We start from the raw sequence: 19546 nt of genomic DNA, 5'->3' as shown, positions 1-19546 counted from the left end.
ATAACGCCATCGGGGTCATGTTGATGGAAAGATGCGGTGTAACTATGGGTGGTAGTAAGTGAAAGGGGTAAGAAAGGTTGAAAACGTTATCTAGATGGGAGGTTCGGGGATGATAGGATTCTCTGCTTTTGCAAGGGCCGGAGACGGTTTTTCTACCGGCGTTTCATTGCTTTCTGATTTAGATGTAATTAAAAACTGAACGTTATCTGCATGAATATCTACTACAAATGCTCGTTCATTCTTTTTCGTTAGAAACGAGCGGGTTTGGACTCTTCCCGTTACTGATACGAGAGCTCCTTTGTGGCAATACGTTGCTGTATTTTCAGCTTGCTTTCGCCACGTGACACAGGGAACGAAATCAGCGCCAAATTCCCCTTCCTGGTTTTTAAAAGTTTGGCGGCAAGCTATAGTGAAGCGCGTCACTGCAATGCCGTCTTTTGTATAACTCATTTCAGGGTCGCGGGTCATTCGGCCAACAAGCGAGACTTGGTTCATGCCGTTCTCCTTTCTGAAGTAAATGAAGACAGCGGAGCATAGCGGTGTTTCAATTGAGTGGATTAATTCGAGGTCAATTTTGCTGAAGAAAGATTGAGGCGTGAATGCGGGGAGAGGCTCTACACTATGCTCATGTCGATAAGGGTTTCTTATCCATTAGCAAGTAGGGAAAAGCTTTGTTGTGAGAGAACTGGAATAACCATCCTTTTTGCGTGTAGGCAAAAAATGGTGCGCTGAGTCAGCTCATTTATTCAGCTATAAGTAATGGGGTAAGTTACTTTTTTTAAGTGAATAAATTACGCTGAAGGTATACCTTTGGGTGGTGAGTATAAGAGGAAAAGCAAAGTTGTTAACCTGTTGCCCGTTTCATAATAATGGAACGAAACGGATTGTACTTTGAGGAGTTAGTAAATAATGAGGCACTACTCCAAAAGTAGTCATCTTCCTGCTGGACGAGGCCCAACTTAACCGGTAGGTGATGAATGGCATCAACATACGATTGCAGGTCTTGTTCTTTTGTAAGAGCTTTGCTTTGAGAGCGCCCATTAAATAACGGTCCGCTTTTGTCGGTGCACCGGTTTACATACGTTGCATACATGCTATTTATGCGCCGGATGGACATAGGAGTTACAGGGCTTTCTTCTCGATAGATGATGTGGATGCTTGTTGGAAGCAAACAGCAAGCAAATACTTGCAGTTTTGCAGTTGCGCTCACGTATTTCAATCGCTCCACGTACGTACGGTATTCTGTGAACTTTTGAAATAACAGCTGGTTCCTATAGCCGGATGATTGAACGTAACGGATGATAGGAGCATTTGAAATACGTGGTTTATCAGTCATTGCATGCCTCCTTTCTTAGAAAGTAGATATATCGTAGCACAAATTGTAAAAAACAGGAGAAATATAAGCAGAAAATTGTGAACATTTTGTGAACTGGTTCGAAAAACCCTACAAAAATCACATGTTGATACTTTTTGTACATGAGTCTATAGGGAATTCGCGCACCTTTCCCAACTTTTCTGCCGTGTGAGTGTGTACATGTATTTACAAAATGTATGAGAGGAAAAAAACAAAGAATAATGGTGAGGAGCACATAATTCTCTTTAACCCATATAGAACGTAACGGGCGGGAGCATAATAACAAATGATTCTTGTTCGTAAGTTTTTAAAAAATAAGGTACAATATGATCAAAATCATGAAGACCCATAAACAAGTGAGCAGGTGATCAAATGGAAGCAAAACCTATTAAAGATTCACGGGTGGTTCAGACAGATCTTGTTTTACCAAACGATACCAACAATCATGATACGTTATTTGGTGGTATTCTAATGAAGCGGATTGATGCCGTGGCGTCTATTGCTGCCAGCCGCCATGCACGTTCTGAGGTGATAACCGCCTCTACGGATTCAGTAGACTTTTTGCACCCCATTCGCCCGTCTCATTCCGTCTGTGTGGAATCTTTTGTTAGCTGGACGGGCCGTTCTTCAATGGAAGTATTTGTTAAAGTCATTACGGAGGAATTGAACACTGGAACGCGAAATATTGCAGCTACGGCATTTTTAACATTTGTTTCTATTGATGGAGAAGGGAATCCTAAGCCTGTGCCGGGAGTGGTGCCGGAATCCGAAGAAGAAGCAAAACTTCATGAAACAGGTGAAGGAAGAGCTCAAGCCAGGAAAGAACGGAGACGGGACAGTCGTGAATTAGCTTCTTTTATCACACTTAAAAAACCGTGGGAATAAGAACAGAGTGCTATATCCAGACGGGTATAGCATATTTTATATGGGGAGATACAGGCGTTTGTTTAGACTCGGAGCAGGGAATAGGGCTACATATAGCTAATTAATTTATAGAAGAGACCGGGTTTACTTAAACGAGGGGATAGAGATGTTGCTGACGGAAGTAGAAAAAAAGTATTTACTCCGCTTATTAAAAAAAGAACGCATGAAACGCTTTTTTCGCGGCAGGGATAACAAGCTCAATAAAGAATTGATCACCAAACTCGAACAAAATTTGCGAAATACTGAACAAATTGATGAAAACAGGACCAAACTATGAATTCTTTTTCCTAAAGTCATAGACAAAGCAATTTAGGCATATAAATAAAAGTTAGAGAGTGTGAAAGTGGACGGAAAGGGTGAAATAAGGTGAAGGGGATCTTTATTGGGGGCTTTTTTTCTTTCCTGCTGTTTTTTATTTTTCCTGCTCAAACTAATGCTCTTCAAGTTACCATTGATGGGGAGGAGCAAGCGTTTGAACAAAATGTAATCATTGAAAATGGACGCGCGCTATTACCTATGCGAGCGTTATTTGAAGCGATTGACGCGGAGGTTTATTGGGACCAGGCACAACAAGAAGTAAGTGCATCCATGGGCGAGTATTCGTTAGTGCTACCAATCAATCGTACCGAAGCATTTGTGAACGGCCAGGTTAAGCAGTTGGATACAGCAGTCAAATTAGTAAATGGGAGGACGTTCGTGCCCTTACGGTTTGTCTCCCAGTCTATCGGAGCAGAAGTAAATTATGAGGGAGATACGCAACAGATACACATAACCACTGAGCCAAAAGTTAAGGGAGAACCGCCAGCTGAGCAGCTGCCTTCTATTGCTGGAATTGAGTTAGGTGAGGACATAGGTGAGGTTGATGCTTTGGTAGAAGAGGCAAGGCGCATTACGACAAGTGCGTACGATTTTAACTGGCACACATACCACAATCAGTATGAAAACTTCATCCAAGTTGGAGTGAACGCCGAGGAAGAAATAGTCGCATTATTTACAAACGAGCCAACATTATGGGCTGACTCCCTTCCTGCTTATCTACAAGAAGCAGAGATGAATCAATTATTTGGAGACTCTATATCAAGAATTGATAAAAACGGAGTCAGTTATCAGTATGAAGAGAAGGAAGAATGGAGCATTCATCAGTTTGAAGATACTTATTTAACCGCCTTTTATGATTTGCAAAATGAGCGTGAAGTAACTGGGATGAAACTTATCGATGCTGATGTGAAAAAGGAAAAGGATGGATTTTATGGGGATCCATCTACGGAGTTACAAGAAGCGTATGAATGGCAAATGCTAGATCTCTTAAATGCAATCCGGGTCAAACACGGGATTGAACCATTAACCTGGCATGAAAGCGCGGCAAGGATAGCCAAAGCTCATAGTGAGGACATGGCGGAAAATAGTTACTTTGCCCATGATAACCTAGACGGTCAGTCCCCATTTGACCGTATGCGTGCTGCGCAAATCGACTATGTGCGGGCAGGGGAGAATTTAGCCGTTGGGCAAATTAGCTCTATTTATGCGACGGAGGATTTGTTAAATTCAGTTACTCACCGGCAAAATATATTGAATGCAGACTTTACTCATGTTGGTATTGGCGTGGCTCATGAAGATGACAAACCTTATTTCACTCAAAACTATGTAACTCCAACTAAGTAGCTCACGTGCCCCCTGTCTTTGGACCAAGGTAAAAAGAGAATTGGTGATTAACAAGGTCTTTTATACTTGCTTAATGCTGCCGATTTATGTCGAAGGTTAGATGCTCCTATGCTGATGGCTGTGATATACTTCTCGTATTCTCTGAAATACCAATGCTTAAAAAGAGCTGGAAGAGGGTACCACTACTTTAGAATATATAATCTATTATTAATTGGTGCGGTTGAGGTGAAACGAATGAAACGGTCTTTTTTAAAACGCGCATGGTTCCAAGCTGCAGCAGTAACAGCCTTAACATCTGGAATTTTTCTATTTTCTAATGATGTATCCGCAGAGACGATCACTGTAAATGTAGATGGCGAAGCTGTTTCTTTTACTGATGTTGAACCAGAAGTAGTAGATCAACGGGTGTTTGTGCCGCTGCGTTCAGTTTATGAACAGATGGGGGCAGAAATAGAATGGAATAATGAAGCACAGCGGGTATTTGCTGAACTTGAGGAAGATCAAACGGCAAATGTTATTATGCATATGGATTCCCTCTATGTTATTAAAGGATTGATCAATCAAGGCAGCTCGGTGATTGAAATTGATGCCGCGCCCTACTTATCAGAGAATCGTACGATGATTCCGCTTCGTATTTCGGGGGAGGCCTTCGGGTATGATGTCTCCTGGGACCAAGAAAGCCGGACGGTAGATATTGATTCTACGGATAGTCTTGAAACGGACTCTGACAGTTTCACTTCGTATACCTACCATCGTTATGATCATTACCCTTCAGATGAGGGCTTTGAAGCTATGTTTCACGCAAATGCAGAACGAATTGCGAACGGAGCTTCACCTTTAGCTATTGATGCAGAGCTAAGCTATGTCTCGTTGCAAAAATCTACTGACATGATCGAAAATGATTATTTTGCCCATGATTCTCCTACCTATGGTTCGGTACGAGATATGCTTGATTATTACGGGGTTTCTTACCTATCCTTTGGTGAAAATATTGCTAGAGGACACCCTGATGCTGAATCAGTAACAGAAGGCTGGATGAATAGCGAAGGCCACCGCCAAAATATTTTAAATGAAAATTATGAACGGATCGGTGTGGAAGAAGCGAGTGGAACACAGCCTTACTGGACCCAGCTTTTCACCAGCCAATAAATGAATTATAACTTGATCATTCACTCCCAAGTGCTTGAACGCATTTGGGAGTTTTTATATTTTTAAACCTAACCTCTGTTTGATTATGATGATCACAACGAGCCGATTGTGCTTGGACATAGTGATGGTGAAAAGCAGGTGCGCGCGTTAGAACCAGAAGAAGATGCTGATTGGAAATATCATAATTTAAAGCAGCGACAGGATCTACCATGCCGTAACCATAAGTAGTATCATAACCGTCCTCTAATATGAATGGAATCGGTGAAGGAGAGGAAGTAGCCTTTGAAGTAGAACCTGGCATGGATGATGTAATTGGAGTTGCAAATGGCATGGAGCTCGTAAATGAAATAATTATGGGAACGCCATTGCCGTTGCCTGAACCAGTCCCAAGCGCCGAGGCAGAAGAGCTGGCTGTTCCATCTGCTCCCCTTCCTTATGAAGTGAAAATTGAAGCTGAAGAACTTTCAGCCGATGAAGATAATTATCCAACGCAAGAAGAGCCAATACCTGAAGATGAACTTGATGAAGTAGCAGACGAGGAGGAGGCAATTGATCCCCCTCCAGAACCTGAAACGGATGACGTGATTATTAGTGAAGATGGTGTTGACCCTGGCATGGTGTCCCTGCTAATGGAAGATCCAGCCCAAATGATTGAACAGGCTCGTCCACTTGAAGGTGGAGCAGCTCAATCTGGTTATTTTCAATTTGAAGGGGACGCCGATTTGTTTACGGTTACGCCTGACCAGGATGCGATCTACGAATTTAACTACAACCGTGAAGGCACACTTGATCCAATGCTTGATGTATATCAATATGATGAAGAAGAGGATATGCTGCAGCAAGTTGGTATGGGTGGCGGCACGGTGATCCTCGATGCCTGAAGGTACATTTGGAAGCAACTTTGCGCTGAGTGAAGGAATAAATGTCTTCTACTTCCAGCCCGAAGAAGAAGGGATGATCGGTTTCAATCTTGAGGAAGGAGAAGCCGACGAAGAGCTTCAAGCTGAGCTCCCTGATGAATTGTTTCAGGAGCTATGGTCGGTAGTGGCTGTATTTGAAGACATTCATGGAACTGGAAATCTAAGTGAGCTGGATATGGAAACGGTAAGGATGTTCTCTGGTTCCACTCTTGATTCTGATGTTTCCGGTTCGTTTGAAGCAGACCCAGACAAAGGTTATTTTGTCGCAGTGTTAGATGAAAACGGGATGATGAATCCAGCAAATGTGAATCTAACTCCGTATGAAATGAACGTGGAACCAATAGATGCTGAGCGGTCAACGGGAGCTTCATTAGAGCAACAGGATGATGGCAGCTACTACGTAGAGGATTATATTCCACTTGGCTTAGAGTCTGGCACTGAACATGAATTCACCGTGTCTGAAGCTAGTGACGTCACGATGGAGCTTGAAGTTCCTTCCGGCATGGATGGAAGCTTGACTGTATACGATGAAAATAGCCAGGTCGTAGGAGAGGCCGACCATTACCTGGAAGGGGATAATGAAACCCTCTCGTTATCATTAGAAGCTGGTACGTATACAATTGAAGTAGGAGATTTCTTTGGCCATTCAGTGCTTGAGCCGTATAAGCTGACTGTTCAATAAACAAGAAACAGAGCTGTCTTGAAGGGCTGTGTAAGAGCCTCGATCTATCTTTTGGATCGAGGCTTTTCTCTATTTATGAACACCATCTTTATGATTTCTGCAAATAGCTTAGCCCGTGTGACTCCAGATACATAATGCTCGTGAGGCAGGCAGTTGGACAAAGAGAAGATGGGAATCAGTGTTTTATTAAAATTATAACGTTTTAGTTACAGGTAGGTGACAGTGAGCTTCCTAAACGTTGAAACCGCTCATTGTGCAAGGGATATAAGCTTCTAGGTTTATAATGAAAACCCTAGTAATTTATGTTTAGAATGATCGAATTTTGTGTGAAAAATTGGTATAATTTGAAATGGCGTTTGAAGATATGGGAAAAATTCATAGAATGGACTCAAAAGAAGTAGTTTTCAAAGTCGAGTAAGCGGAATCTATCAAATTATGTAAGAATTTCATTTAGGGTTTGGAAAGAGGAGTAGATATACATATGAGAAAAAGAAATATGAACATAAAAGCTGGCTTGGCTGTAGGGTTGGTTGTTTTACTTGGGATAGCACCTATTACAGCCGATGCTCATAGTTTTGGAGATTCGGTCGGGGAAGATCATTTTGATATAGCCCCAGGAGTTGATCTGAGGACGTCTTCCTTTGCTAATGGAGATCTGGATCGCTCAACGCAAGTGCTCGAGTTAAATATGAATCAAACTCAGTTGGAGCTCAGTGTTCCGGAACCATTGGGGAGTTTAGCTACTACGAGTGACCAAGCTGCACACAGGTCGTGGGACGGCCACCACGTGGCAGGAGGGGTTAATGCTTCATTTATGCAGCCCGAATCACTGATTGTAAATGATGGAAGTATTTATAACCTGAATATGACGCTTGAAGAAAATGAAACAGGTGCTCTTTATCAAATGAAGGCGTTTGGTATGGGACAGGATGGCTCGCCTCATATTGGACGTTATGAAGCTAGCATGTCATTTAATTTTGATGGCGGCACTGTGGATGTAGCTGGGGTGAATACCGGACGGAAAACGGGTGAAGCGGTTGTGTTTACACCGCATTACCGCGACGAGTCAACTGGTTCGAGTGAGTGGGCAACTGAAGTCGTAATTGATGGCTTCGAAAAAGATAGCACTGATATGGCTTTTGGCGATGAATTAAGCGGGACCGTACAAGAAGTTCGTTTGATGGGTGAGGGGGGAGATTCAGAGATCCCGGATGACGGCATGGTGCTAGGGGCAAACGGCGGCGACCTGGCTGATAAACTGAGCGGGATTGAAGAAGGAGACCAGGTCCAAGTTTCAGCTAGTATCAATGAGCCATGGGCTGATTCGGAATTTATGATTGCTACCGGGCCAACGCTTGTCGAAGAGGGTGAAGTGTCAATCAGCATGAATGAAGATGTAGATCTGGCCAACAATCGTCATCCGCGTACGGCGGTAGGATACAATGCAGCAGAAGACCGCATATTCATGGCAACGATTGATGGCCGGCAGTCAGGCTATAGCGACGGAGCCACCATGCGTGAACTCTCTGAATATATGATATCGTTGGGAGCTGACTATGCGATTAATTTAGATGGCGGTGGTTCTACCACGATGGTCAGCCGTTTGGATGGATATGAATTTGCGCCTGTGGTAAATCGTCTCTCAGATGGCAGCGAACGCTCAGTATCAACGTCCCTGCAGGCCATCACCTCTGAACCAGCTTCCTCTATTGATGAACAAGCACGTATTATTGAGACATTTGGCACGACTGCAGGTTGGGAAGTCAGTACGGCTCGTGCAGAAGCAGACTTACATGACCGTGCAAGCGGAGAACCTTCCCGAATTGGACCGGGGGCAGCTAAAATTGAATATGATTATAGCAATGGAGATAACGGGACAGCAGCCGTATACCTCGAACGTAGTCATTCAAGGCTGTTAGAAGGCGAACCTGAACAACTTGGTGCTTGGGTGTATGGTGATGGAGAAGAACACTGGCTCCGTGCTCACGTAGAAGACCGAAACGGTGAAACACATACAGTTGATTTTACAGAAGAAAATGAGATGGATTGGGTTGGTTGGCGCTATGTGACTGCTGAGTTGCCAGCTGGCGCTCATTATCCACTTGCATTTCGCCAGATGTATACAGCTCAGCCGTCTGCAGATAAGCAAAACGAAGGAACAATTTACGTTGATCAACTTGAAGCGATTTATGACTCCGAGTATGAAGTCGAGCGGTTCCCTGATGTGGACGACGGGAGCTGGGCATATGAGAGCATTTTACGCTTGAATGACCGCAACGTAGTCACTGGCTTCCCAGACGGTACGTTCCGTCCAAGCGACTCTATTTTACGAGAGCAGGCAGCGTTAATGCTCACTCGTGAAACAGGTGTTGATACGGATGAACGGGAGGACCCTGGGTTCAACGATGTTGAAGAAGAACCGACCTTTTATGATGCGATTGCCGCTGCCACAGAAGAAGGGTGGATTGAAGGCCAAGGAAACAACCGCTTTTCTCCAAAGGCTAACTTAACTCGGGCGGAAATGGCAGCTATTTTAGGAAGGGTGTATGACCTCGAAGGTGAATCGGATGAGGAGTTTACAGATGTAGATGAAGGACACTGGGCCTATGAAGATGTGCAGGTGTTAGTAGCCAATGATTTAACATCAGGTTATGAAGACGGGAGTTATCGACCGGATGAAGCAATTTCCAGGCAGGAGTTCTCGACCTTTTTAGATCGGTTGGAGCAAGAATAGATCATACAGCTGTTGAGCACTAACTTTTACGCGTTGAATACATGCTATAGGGTAAGCCAGTTGGCTACCCTACGGCTTTTTTTGAATCTTAAAGAACTGTGACCTACCTAGTAAAGTGGGAGCAAAATACCGAATGTAAAGAGATTGTTACACAATTGTAACCTAAGATAGAGCATCCCCTCTATGTGTAAAGTGAAAAAAATTGGTAGAATATAAGATATCGGTGAGAATTTTAGACATGATTTAACAAGATCAACCATTTAGGAATAGATATAGCAAGTGTGTTCTTTATATAATGAAATAGGAAGATAGATAAAATATGAAATCATGAAAATCAGAAACTATTCTATCGATTGCTAGGAAGGAAGACTTTTAGCAGAAAAAACTACTCGGGAGGTACATAATGTTCAAAAGAAAAAAGGTCTCGGTCGGAGCGCTGGCCTTTGTGTTCGTCTTATCTCTTTTTATTCAACCGTCAATGAACGGACCTTTGAGTGACGGTGTCGCACAGGCCAATAGTGAACGTGTGGTGGTAAACGGAGAGCAGATCGATATTCCTGCTGGAGGGCTGCAAACAGAAAATGGTCGAATTCTCGTCCCTTTTCGCGCAATAAGTGAAGCCTTAGGAATTGATGTGACTTGGAATCAAAGTGCTCGGCAGGTAACGGCTCAAGATGGTGGTACAACTGCAGTTTTTACGATTGATCAACCTTATGTAGAACAGAACGGTGTAGAGGAATCATTAGATACTGCTCCTACCATTCATAATAATCGTACGCTGATTCCGTTGCGGTATTTTTCTGAAACATTTGGAGCAGAAGTGAATTGGGACCACAACAATCAGGTAGCAACGGTAGACCGTCAAACACAACAGCCTGAGCCACCTTCGGAAGAGCCAGGCTCTGATGTGGAAGGAGTTTATACAGCAACTACGACACCTGCTAACTTAAATGTACGGAGTGGGCCGGGAGTTGAGCATAATCAAATCACAGGGCTGCCAAGTGGCACAACAGTAGAGGTGCTAGATTTTGAGGGCCAATGGGCTCAAATCGAGGCTGAGAATGTAGATGGCTGGGTGCACTCCAATTATTTAGACTTGCAAGGCGACAACAGCGATGGAATTACGTTATTAGGTGAACCTGAAATCGAGACTTCGGGCACTGAGACTGTCGTTACGTGGCCAAAAATTGGCGGTTCAGTAGACATCAGTCCTTATGAAAACACGTATGAAAACGGGACGGTCTTCAGCTTGCGAGCTGAGGCAGCAGAAATTGCGATGATAGACAACTCAATTGAAGGAATTGTTGGAGTACATCAGCATGGTGGAGAAGAGCAAACGACCCTTGATATGACTTTAGCCGACGGGTATGAAGTGGAAGCGTCTGCTTCAAATGGTTATGTTACCGCGACGATTTCTGAAGCCAGCAGCGGAGGCGGGAATGAAACGATATTAGTTGATGCCGGTCACGGTGGTCGCGACAGTGGCGCCACTGGCTATGGTATGACGGAAAAGGAGTTCGTGCTTGACGTAAGCTTACATGTTGAAGAAATGCTAGAGGATATGGGCTATGATGTTGTTATGACAAGAGAAGGCGATTACTTTGTGGAATTAGCAGAGCGGGTATCCATTGCTGAACAGGCAAATGCCGATTCATTTGTAAGCGTGCATGCAAACTCGTTTAACGGTACCGCCCATGGCTCCGAAACCTTTTGGCATCCAAATCATAATGCTGAAGAAAGTCGTCAGCTAGCTCAATCCATTCAGAATCATTTAATTGAAAAGCTGCAAACTCACAATCGTGGGATCAAAGAAGGTAACTTCCATGTGATTCGTGAAACGACTATGCCGAGCGCCCTTGTTGAAGTAGCCTTCATCGATAACGCGGCTGATGCTGAACGCATGGCCCAAGATTGGTTCCGTGTTCTTGCCGCAGAAGCAATTGTAGAAGGTATTGATGATTTTCATTCTTAAAACTAGTAGTTCACCCCCTTTGGAAACAGGTAAAAGTCTTTACCTTCCAAAGGGGTTTTTTTAGGAGGTTAGACAACGAGCAGGCCCACGTGCAGAAGTTTATGTAAACACCTTGAATCAATTTCACCATTCAAAATAAGATGTTCAAATCCGAATAATGAATGTGACTTTCTCTCCAGACAGATGCTTTCCCGAGGGCTTGTCTTCAGCTAACTTTTTCGATGGGCTTCCCCTCGAAAAAGTGGATCTTCAGCCTGCGCGTTATCCTCTGGGAGTCGCCGTCTTACGTTTCAGTCCCTTTTGAAATTGATTCACCTTATCTATTATTTATGGTTTTTGTTACAAAGATGTAATGTTTAAAATCAGGAATTGTGGATGATGAAAGATGACAACTTTGGTAGAATGATGAAAGATAATAGATAAATTTGAATAGAAATAGTAAGATGTTGTTATTTTTCCATGATTTTCATAGGTTGCAAGAGTCTCGGACAGAAGATAAACATAAACAATACATAGAGAAAGGAAGTATGTTCATTGAAAAAGGCAATTTTAAAAGGAGCATCGGTAGTCCTTTTGACGGGTTCACTTTTTACATATCAAGCAGACCCGGCAGCGGCTGAAGATGATTTAAGTGGTCATTCGCTTGAAGAGGAGATGCGGGATGCGATTGATCGCGGATTCCTGCGCGGTATGGGAGAGAATTATTACGCTCCGGACTTAGATGTGACTCGAGCTCAATTTGCTACGTTCTTTGCTCGTGCTCTTGATCTTCCAAGAGGAGGCAGTTCGGAGTTTGAGGATGTAGAAGACCATCAGTTACTTGCTGGTATTGAACGAGCAGCTGAAGCAGGTTTAGTTGGAGGGTACCCAGATGGAACCTTCCGGCCGGACGATAATATTTCCAGACAGGAAATGGCGGCCATGGTAGAGCGTGTTTTAAATAATGAAGGCTTGAGCGTTGATGCAGAAGAGGCACTTTTCGCAGATGCAGACGATATCCATCCTGATTTTCAAGGAGCTGTAGCTGCCAGTGCTCACTACGGAATCATTTTAGGTGCGCCAACGGCATCTGGCGAATTTCGTTTCTCTCCGCGCGATGATGCTACTAGAGCGCAAGCAGCCGCTTTTATTGAGCGCATGCTTACAGTAATAGAGGAAGACGGCGAGCCGCTCATAGATTACCGGGTGGCATCAATCAATGAAGAAGGAGAGGTTCAGTTCCAGCCTCAGGATCTAGCAACCTTTGATCAAGCTGTGCAGCAAGCTGAACAAAGCGGTGATCCGATTGTCTTTTATGGTCAAGAGATTGTAAGAATGGATGAAGGGGTTGTGTACGCTAATAATCCTGATTCAGCTATCACTTATGTTTACGAAAATGAAGGTCTTACTGACCGACTAACGTATATTACTAACGGAATGGAAATGGATTATGTTGATGCCGGGGAAGACTGGGTGCAAGTTGAGGTAGCAGGGAGCGTAGGATTTGTTGATCAAGAAGAAGTTGAGCTCGTTCCAACCGAGATGGCTGAATCACGCTCCCATTATACAATAGGTTCAGGCATGCTTTATCACCATATTTATTCACGAAGCTTAGAAGAGCCTGCCGATCCAATTGCCCAGGGTCAATATGCTTTCGATGATGCCCCCGCCTTTATGGAAGAAGGAGTAGAGTATCGCAGTTCGAACGGCCGTGATTTTTACACGCCGGAAGGGGAGTTTGCTGGCCAGCATTACTCATATTTTAACTACTTGCCGGCTTCTTCAACTACTAATTATACAGCTGAAGACCTTGATTCTTATATTGAACATCTAATGGCTACACATAGTCGATTTGATAATATAGATTCTAGTCAAATGGAAGACTTAGGAGAAGCTTTCCTTGAAGCTGAAGAAGATCATGGAATTAATGCCTTTCTATTATTTGGCATTGCTCTTTCTGAAAGTGCACTAGGTACAAGTGAGATTGCCAATGATCATAACAACCTGTTTGGTCTTGATGCGATCGATGACGGCGCTTATGACGGTGCTTCTCAATTTGATGAGCCAGCTGATAGTGTTGACGCAGCAGGCGAACGCCTCTCGCAGCAGTACATTGACCCAGAGGGATGGTCAGCTAGAGGTTCCTTTTTAGGAACTAAAAGCGGAGGCATGAATGTCTACTATGCATCTGACCCACATTGGGGACAAAAAATTGCTGGACATATGTATCGAGCTGACCAAGTACTTGGAGGAGAAGACCTTCATAGTTACGATCTCGGGGTGAGCAATACTGCAGGATTAAACGTACGAAGTGAACCAACAACGGTAAATAATGAGCCATTATATGAACTAGAACAAGAAAATCATTCTGTTGCCATACTAGATGCAGTTGAAGGAGAAGGTGGAGCCATATGGTATGAAATCTATTCTGATCAGTTAGGTGAAGAAACCGCCTATGTCCACAGTAGTTATATAGATCGCATTAATAACTAGATTGAAAATGTGCGAGCGATAAAACAAAAAAGCGGAAAGGGAGACGTATCATCGGCCCAATCCGCTTTTTTGTTTTATGCATTTCGAAGGCAATAGTCAGAACTACTTCTCAGGTTATGCCAAGTGCTTGAAACCATTTATGATTTTATTTAATGACAGCGAAAAGGAGGACCTTAAATGGTCTTAAGAAAGGGAGCGATGACAGGTACAGCTATTTTGCTTGCCACTTCACTCGCTATTCAACCCCATCATACAGAACATGCAGCTGCAGGAAGCGATGTGAGCGTAGAAGTTAATGGAGCAGAAGTAGAGACCCCGGTTAATGATTTGCCAATGGTAGACGATCGAATTCTAGTTCCTTTTCGTGCGATTAGTGAAGAACTTGGAGTTGACGTAGAGTGGGATGGTAGCACAAAGCAAGTATATGCCACAGATGACAACACTGAAGTTACCTTTACAATGAACCAATCCAGCGTTACAAGAGATGGGACAGAAGAAGAGCTTGATATAGCTCCGCAAATGCTTAATAATCGAACTCTGCTCCCGCTGCGCTTTTTCGCTGAAACATTTGATGCAGAAGTGGAGTGGAATGCAGCGACGCGGACTGCTTCTATCGAACGAGAGGAAGAATCTTCGCCCCCATCTGATACCGATGGAGTAGCTGATGAAGAAGGGAGCTATACAGCCACTTCTACCCCTGATAACTTGAATGTTCGGGCAGAACCAGACGCTAACTCAGCCCAAGTTTCCAGCTTAACTCTGGGCAGTGAAGTGGAGATTGTCGGATTTGACGACCGTTGGGCCGAGCTGGACCTTGGTGAGGCAGAAGGCTGGGTTCATTCCGCATACTTAGATATTGAAGGTGAAAGTGGAAGCGAAAAAACGATCCTTGGCTCGCCAACGGTAGACACTGCTGAAGATGAAACAAATATCGAATGGGCGAATATCGGCGGCACGGTTTCATCATCAGAAATTACGAATGGACAAACGATTACTTTGGCAACAGATGCTGAGGTGGGAGAACAAGTAGATACCTCTACTCCGGGTATTGAAAACGTAGGATACCGTGAAGAGGGCAATCAAACGTATCTTGATTTTGACCTGGAGGAAGGTTATTCTGCCCAGGTTGATGATGGGGATGGGTATTTGAACCTTGATTTAGTACACGGCAGTGCAGGAGGCGGCGAAGGTACGAGTGAAGGGTTAGAAGACAAGGAAATTGTGATCGACGCAGGACATGGCGGCCGTGATGCCGGGGCTGAAGCGTTTGGCCTTAAAGAGAAAGAAATTGCCTTAGATGTTAGCTTATACGCTGAAGAAATGCTGGAAGAACGAGGCGCAGATGTGGTTATGACCCGGACAGAAGATGAATACCTTGAATTAGCAGAACGCGTTGAGATTGCTGAACAAGCAGATGCTGATTCGTTTGTAAGTATTCATGCCAATGCCTTCGACGAAGAAGCTCACGGCTCTGAAACGTATTGGCACGGGGGAAATAGCGCAGAAGAAAGCCAGGAGCTTGCAGCAGAAATTCAAGAACGGCTCGTAGATAAGTTGCAGACGCACAATCGCGGCATCCATGAAGGGAATTTTCATGTAATCCGAGAAACATCTATGCCAAGTGCTCTCGTTGAAGTCGCTTTTGTCACAAACCCGAATGACGCTGAACAACTAGCGCGCGATTCTTTCCGCGAACTAGCAGCAGAAGCAGTTGTAGAAGGAATTGAGAATTTTTATGAAGAGTAGAATAGGACTGAAATGAGGAGAAGCTATCCACCGGCCGTTATAGGTCTGTGGATAGCTTTTTATATGCAACAATCATGAGACAGAAGAGTGTGAACAACATGTTGATGAACAAGTGAAAAGGCAAGAAGAAACAAGGCATACTGGGGAGAAAAGGTTGTCGGGTGAGTGGAAGAGAGTGCGGGGTGGCATAAAAGGAGTGCGGCGTGGCGTAAAAAGAGTGTGGAGTGTGGACAGGAGAGTGCGGCGTGGCGTAAAAGGAGTACGGAGTGTGGACAGGAGAGTGCGGCGTGGCATAAAAAGAGTGCGGAGTGTGGATAAAAGAGGGTAGCAAGAGGATAAAGACAAAATCCTAAAGCGAAGATAGAGATTTGACCAGAAGAAAGAGCTGTCCTTTATCAGGCCAGCTCCTACCAGCTCCTAGTATTTTACCTATCATTATTTTGACTGAATCGACGTCTTAGCCTGTTTTGGCGGAGCAGCACTCCAGGATGACAAATCGAGCGTTTCGTTGTTTAACATACTTACTGGGAAAATGAAGGTCCATGGTTTGCTAGTGTTTGCTTTGACTGAGAAGTCCTCGAGTTTAAAACCACCGCGAGCGACAACTTCACCACTTGCATCTGTCACTTCAAGCGGAAGCTCTTGTAAATGAATCGACTTTTCGCTTCCGTTTCGCACTAAAATGGTGACATGCAAATCACCATTTTCTTTTTGCTCAGCTTTCAGGCCCATAAAGTTAACTTCACCGGTTTTGGGAGGGTCTAAGCGCTCGACCATTTCTTCAAGCTGCTTCTTGCTTCCTTCTGCCAGCGAGCTTTGCCAGCTCTGAGCCAAGTCCAGTGAATGCTTGCGGGAAGATGGTTTTAATTGAAACGCCAGCTTCCAGCCTTCCATCGGAACTTCGTCGACAAACAAATCATCTGCGCTAAAATAGAAATGCCACGGGCGGCTGCTCCGTCCTGGCAGCTTCTCCAATCCCGACAAATCAAACGTCTTGCGCCCGATCACTTCGTCCTTCGGATTAAGCAGAACTAGGTTCGTCTCCTTCAACTCGACCGCTTTATCCAAACTATTGCGGACAAAGGCCGTAACTCTGTATACTCCTTTGCTTTCCTCCATGATGTTAATTCCTGAAAGCGAGAGCTGGTTTGGCTTAAGTGGCGGGCATTCCATATTTAAAAATTGAAATGAATATTGATCCTCTTTTGGCACATTCCAGGCCGGGTGGATGGAAAGCTCCGTCATCACTTCTTCGTTACCCGAAGCTGCACTCTCTCCCTCCTCCAATAATTCGTCTGAGGAGACAGTACTTTCTGCACCCTCTAGCTGTGGCTTTTTCCCATCTTTCTTTTTGAAAAAAGGAAGCATGGTGGAATCCCCCTTTAGTAGTTTTCCTTCATTGATATCTCATTTCTACCTGCTCTTTTAAGAGAGCAATTTGTGGCTGCGGGCTGAACGCTTACGGTGGAAGTACGCGCCGACGGTGCTCTATTTTCGTTCCTTCCGGTAGATTAGAGGTTTGGCAATCTTGCTTAGTCGCATGGATGCATTGTATTCCAGGGTGGAATACATCATCGTAAAGAGCTCATACCCTTCCCGCGTATAGACACGCATCGGGTCTTCTTCGTAGCCGCGAAGGCCAATCCCTTCTTTTAAGCGGCTCATTGCTTCAATGTGAGCAATCCACTCCATATCTATCGTTGTTAAAATCAGCTTACGTGCTTTTTCATGAAAAGAAGTGTTGGATTTTAATTCTTCTAGCTGTCCTACATATTCATCGACAAGCGGTTGGAGATGTTTTTCAATATCCTTGCGCGACTCCACGTCTTTTGGCAGCGCCTCGACTTCTTTAATAATGAGCTGCGGTAAATGTTGCAGCAGCTCATCGGTCTGCCACTCTTCAGGTACTTCGTGGTCGGGACAGAATTGTTTAATAACATAATCCACACTTCGTTTTACCATTGGGAGAGCCGTTTCGGCAAAAACATCCTCACTTTCGAGTACTTTTTTCCGCAGGTCGTAAATAACCTGACGTTGTTCATTAACGACATCGTCCATTTTTAACGTATATTCACGGGCTGCATAATTTTGGCTTTCAGAGGCGATTTGGATCTTTTCTACAACCTCATCGATTTCATTATTAGAAATAACGCCTTGCTTGTCTGTTTTCATTTTTGGCATGAATTTTTCAATTTCTTCATGGCCGAAGCGTAGCAGCATATCGTCTTCGAGGGAGACCATGAACTGGGTGTCGCCAGGGTCACCCTGACGACCTGAACGGCCTCGCAGTTGGTTATCTATTCGACGGCTTTCGTGTTTTTCCGTGCCGATCACACAAAGCCCGCCCAATTCTTTTACACCTTCGCCAAGCATAATGTCAGTACCGCGCCCGGCCATATTGGTGGCAATAGTAACTTGGCCGCGCTGGCCAGCAAGAGAGATTAACTGAACTTCCCGTTCCACACTCTTTGCATTTAACAATTCATAAGGCACCTTTTTGCTATCAAGGTAGCCCGCCATTGTTTCTGACTGCACAATTGAAGAAGTGCCGACAAGTACGGGCTGCCCTTTTTTGTAACGTTTTTCGACTTCTTCGGCCACGGCCTGGTATTTTGCATCGGCGGACGCAAAGACGAGATCCTCTTTATCTTCACGAATGCGTTCTTTGTTTTGCGGGACTTGGAGCACATCCATGCCGTAAAGCATTTGGAATTCTTTTTCTTCCGTTTTAGCTGTACCGGTCATGCCGGAGAGCCGGTCATACATGCGGAAGTAGTTCTGGATAGTGATCGTAGCCTGAGTTTTATTTTCTTCCGTAATCTTCAGGCCTTCTTTCGCTTCAAGAGCTTGATGGAGTCCTTCACTAAAGGTACGTCCTTCCATAATTCGTCCGGTGAACATGTCCACTAACTGGATCTCACCCTCTTTTACGATGTACTCCACATCACGCGTGAACATGACATGGGCGCGCAACGCTTGCAGCATAAAGTGATAAAGAGTTTGGTGCTCTAGGTCATAAAGGTTATCCACACCGAAAGCTCGTTCAATTTTTGAAATACCTTCGTCGGTTAGATTGGTAGATTTAGTGATAGGGTCATACGTATAGTCGCTATCTGCTTTAAAGCTGCGGGCCATTTTTGCGCAAATATGATAGAGGTTTGGGTTCACTTGGCTTTTTCCCGCGATAATAAGCGGCGTTTTTGCTTCGTCTACGAGCACACTGTCAATTTCATCGACGATTGCGTAATTGAGGGGGCGCTGTACTCGGTCTTTCGGGTTGTATGCCATGTGATCACGCAGAAAATCAAAGCCAAACTCACTGCCGATTCCATATGTAATATCGCTTTTGTACGCTTTCTGTTTTTCTGAAATGGGGATTTGTGGGACATTCAAGCCTACAGTTAAGCCTAGAAATTCATGGACCTGCCCGATTAAATCACGGTCACGCCGTGCGAGGTATTCATTGACGGTAATCACATGGACCCCTTTTTCAGTAAGAGCATGCACGTAGCTTGCCAGCGAAGCAACGAGTGTTTTCCCTTCACCTGTAGCCATTTCCGAGATATCACCGTCAAAGAGAGCAAGCCCGCCGATTAGCTGCACGTCAAAATGGCGCATGCCAATCACTCGTCGTGAGGCTTCTCGGACAACAGCAAACGCTTCGACTTTCACGTCATCAAGACTAGCGCCGTCGGCCAGCCGCTCTTTAAAATCCGCTGTCTTAGCCTGCAGCTCACCATCACTGAGGCTTTCCATCTCTGGCTCATAAGCGTTCATTGTCTCTACTAGTTTATAATATTGCTTTAGCTGTTTTTCCTGTGGGTCTCCGATGATTTTCTTTAAAGCACCGATCATGTCATTCGCTCCTTGAGGTTTCAAATATATGAAAGTAAATGCATTGCTATTGTGTTATTAAACATAGCGATAAGCT

General features: G+C 44.4%; 14 protein-coding genes. 10 read left to right on the top strand and 4 right to left on the bottom strand.

The annotated features are described in order from the left end of the window. Positions 1–90: 90 nt before the first annotated feature. Both D469_RS19560 and D469_RS0103845 read right to left on the bottom strand, forming a co-directional pair. Positions 91–495: a single-stranded DNA-binding protein gene (locus tag D469_RS19560; protein ID WP_018922049.1), complete on the bottom strand. Its 405-nt coding sequence runs from the start codon at positions 493–495 to the stop codon at positions 91–93. 349 nt (positions 496–844) lie between these two features. Further along, positions 845–1336, bottom strand: coding sequence for a hypothetical protein (locus D469_RS0103845; RefSeq protein ID WP_018922048.1), 492 nt, complete (start codon positions 1334–1336; stop codon positions 845–847). A gap of 390 nt (positions 1337–1726) precedes the next feature. On the opposite strand from D469_RS0103845, the gene D469_RS0103840 reads away from it, so the two are divergent. The 10 genes from D469_RS0103840 (at position 1727) to D469_RS20930 (ending at position 15615) form a co-directional block, all read left to right on the top strand. Further along, positions 1727–2239, top strand: a complete 513-nt coding sequence (locus D469_RS0103840) for an acyl-CoA thioesterase (RefSeq protein WP_018922047.1) — start codon at positions 1727–1729, stop codon at positions 2237–2239. 145 nt (positions 2240–2384) lie between these two features. Then, complete coding sequence (locus D469_RS22275) at positions 2385–2555, top strand: hypothetical protein (RefSeq protein WP_018922046.1); 171 nt, start codon at positions 2385–2387, stop codon at positions 2553–2555. An 89-nt stretch (positions 2556–2644) separates the two neighbouring features. Further along, the gene (locus D469_RS19555; RefSeq protein WP_018922045.1) at positions 2645–3940 is read left to right on the top strand and encodes a stalk domain-containing protein; all 1296 of its coding nucleotides are present in this window, start codon (positions 2645–2647) and stop codon (positions 3938–3940) included. 234 nt (positions 3941–4174) lie between these two features. Next, positions 4175–5089 (top strand): stalk domain-containing protein, encoded by a 915-nt coding sequence (locus tag D469_RS22505; RefSeq protein ID WP_018922044.1) that lies wholly within the window; start codon positions 4175–4177, stop codon positions 5087–5089. Between the two features lie 248 nt (positions 5090–5337). Continuing rightward, positions 5338–5970: a hypothetical protein gene (locus D469_RS0103820; protein ID WP_026286091.1), complete on the top strand. Its 633-nt coding sequence runs from the start codon at positions 5338–5340 to the stop codon at positions 5968–5970. Then, positions 5963–6691 (top strand): hypothetical protein, encoded by a 729-nt coding sequence (locus D469_RS0103815; protein WP_026286090.1) that lies wholly within the window; start codon positions 5963–5965, stop codon positions 6689–6691. Before D469_RS0103820 ends, D469_RS0103815 begins: the two co-directional genes overlap by 8 nt. Positions 6692–7172: 481 nt before the next feature. Next, positions 7173–9425 carry an S-layer homology domain-containing protein gene (locus tag D469_RS0103810; RefSeq protein ID WP_018922043.1) on the top strand — a complete coding sequence of 751 codons (2253 nt, stop codon included), beginning with the start codon at positions 7173–7175 and terminating at the stop codon, positions 9423–9425. 403 nt (positions 9426–9828) lie between these two features. After that, positions 9829–11397 (top strand): N-acetylmuramoyl-L-alanine amidase, encoded by a 1569-nt coding sequence (locus D469_RS20935; RefSeq protein ID WP_018922042.1) that lies wholly within the window; start codon positions 9829–9831, stop codon positions 11395–11397. A gap of 534 nt (positions 11398–11931) precedes the next feature. Further along, positions 11932–13869, top strand: coding sequence for an S-layer homology domain-containing protein (locus D469_RS0103800; RefSeq protein ID WP_018922041.1), 1938 nt, complete (start codon positions 11932–11934; stop codon positions 13867–13869). Between the two features lie 177 nt (positions 13870–14046). Then, positions 14047–15615 (top strand): N-acetylmuramoyl-L-alanine amidase, encoded by a 1569-nt coding sequence (locus tag D469_RS20930; protein WP_018922040.1) that lies wholly within the window; start codon positions 14047–14049, stop codon positions 15613–15615. Between the two features lie 435 nt (positions 15616–16050). Here D469_RS20930 and D469_RS0103785 read toward each other — a convergent pair whose 3' ends face one another. Together D469_RS0103785 and secA2 are read right to left on the bottom strand one after the other, a co-directional pair. After that, positions 16051–16983: an accessory Sec system S-layer assembly protein gene (locus tag D469_RS0103785; RefSeq protein ID WP_018922038.1), complete on the bottom strand. Its 933-nt coding sequence runs from the start codon at positions 16981–16983 to the stop codon at positions 16051–16053. 120 nt (positions 16984–17103) lie between these two features. After that, the gene (gene secA2, locus D469_RS0103780) at positions 17104–19470 is read right to left on the bottom strand and encodes an accessory Sec system translocase SecA2 (protein WP_018922037.1); all 2367 of its coding nucleotides are present in this window, start codon (positions 19468–19470) and stop codon (positions 17104–17106) included. Positions 19471–19546 lie beyond the last annotated feature (76 nt).

Origin of the sequence: Salsuginibacillus kocurii DSM 18087 (assembly GCF_000377705.1) — a bacterium.
GTDB classification, from domain to species: domain Bacteria; phylum Bacillota; class Bacilli; order Bacillales; family Marinococcaceae; genus Salsuginibacillus; species Salsuginibacillus kocurii.
Note: the sequence above shows the minus strand (reverse complement) of the source record. Positions and strands in the feature narration are given on the sequence as shown.

Bases quoted from the DNA above. Each gene is read 5' to 3' on its own strand.
- D469_RS0103785 (WP_018922038.1), bottom strand. From the start codon at position 16,983: ATGCTTCCTTTTTTCAAAAAGAAAGATGGGAAAAAGCCACAGCTAGAG.
- D469_RS0103810 (WP_018922043.1), top strand. From the start codon at position 7,173: ATGAGAAAAAGAAATATGAACATAAAAGCTGGCTTGGCTGTAGGGTTG.
- D469_RS19560 (WP_018922049.1), bottom strand. From the start codon at position 495: ATGAACCAAGTCTCGCTTGTTGGCCGAATGACCCGCGACCCTGAAATG.
- D469_RS22275 (WP_018922046.1), top strand. From the start codon at position 2,385: ATGTTGCTGACGGAAGTAGAAAAAAAGTATTTACTCCGCTTATTAAAA.
- D469_RS0103840 (WP_018922047.1), top strand. From the start codon at position 1,727: ATGGAAGCAAAACCTATTAAAGATTCACGGGTGGTTCAGACAGATCTT.
- secA2 (WP_018922037.1), bottom strand. From the start codon at position 19,470: ATGATCGGTGCTTTAAAGAAAATCATCGGAGACCCACAGGAAAAACAG.
- D469_RS22505 (WP_018922044.1), top strand. From the start codon at position 4,175: ATGAAACGGTCTTTTTTAAAACGCGCATGGTTCCAAGCTGCAGCAGTA.
- D469_RS20935 (WP_018922042.1), top strand. From the start codon at position 9,829: ATGTTCAAAAGAAAAAAGGTCTCGGTCGGAGCGCTGGCCTTTGTGTTC.
- D469_RS0103820 (WP_026286091.1), top strand. From the start codon at position 5,338: ATGAATGGAATCGGTGAAGGAGAGGAAGTAGCCTTTGAAGTAGAACCT.
- D469_RS20930 (WP_018922040.1), top strand. From the start codon at position 14,047: ATGGTCTTAAGAAAGGGAGCGATGACAGGTACAGCTATTTTGCTTGCC.
- D469_RS0103815 (WP_026286090.1), top strand. From the start codon at position 5,963: ATGCCTGAAGGTACATTTGGAAGCAACTTTGCGCTGAGTGAAGGAATA.
- D469_RS0103845 (WP_018922048.1), bottom strand. From the start codon at position 1,336: ATGACTGATAAACCACGTATTTCAAATGCTCCTATCATCCGTTACGTT.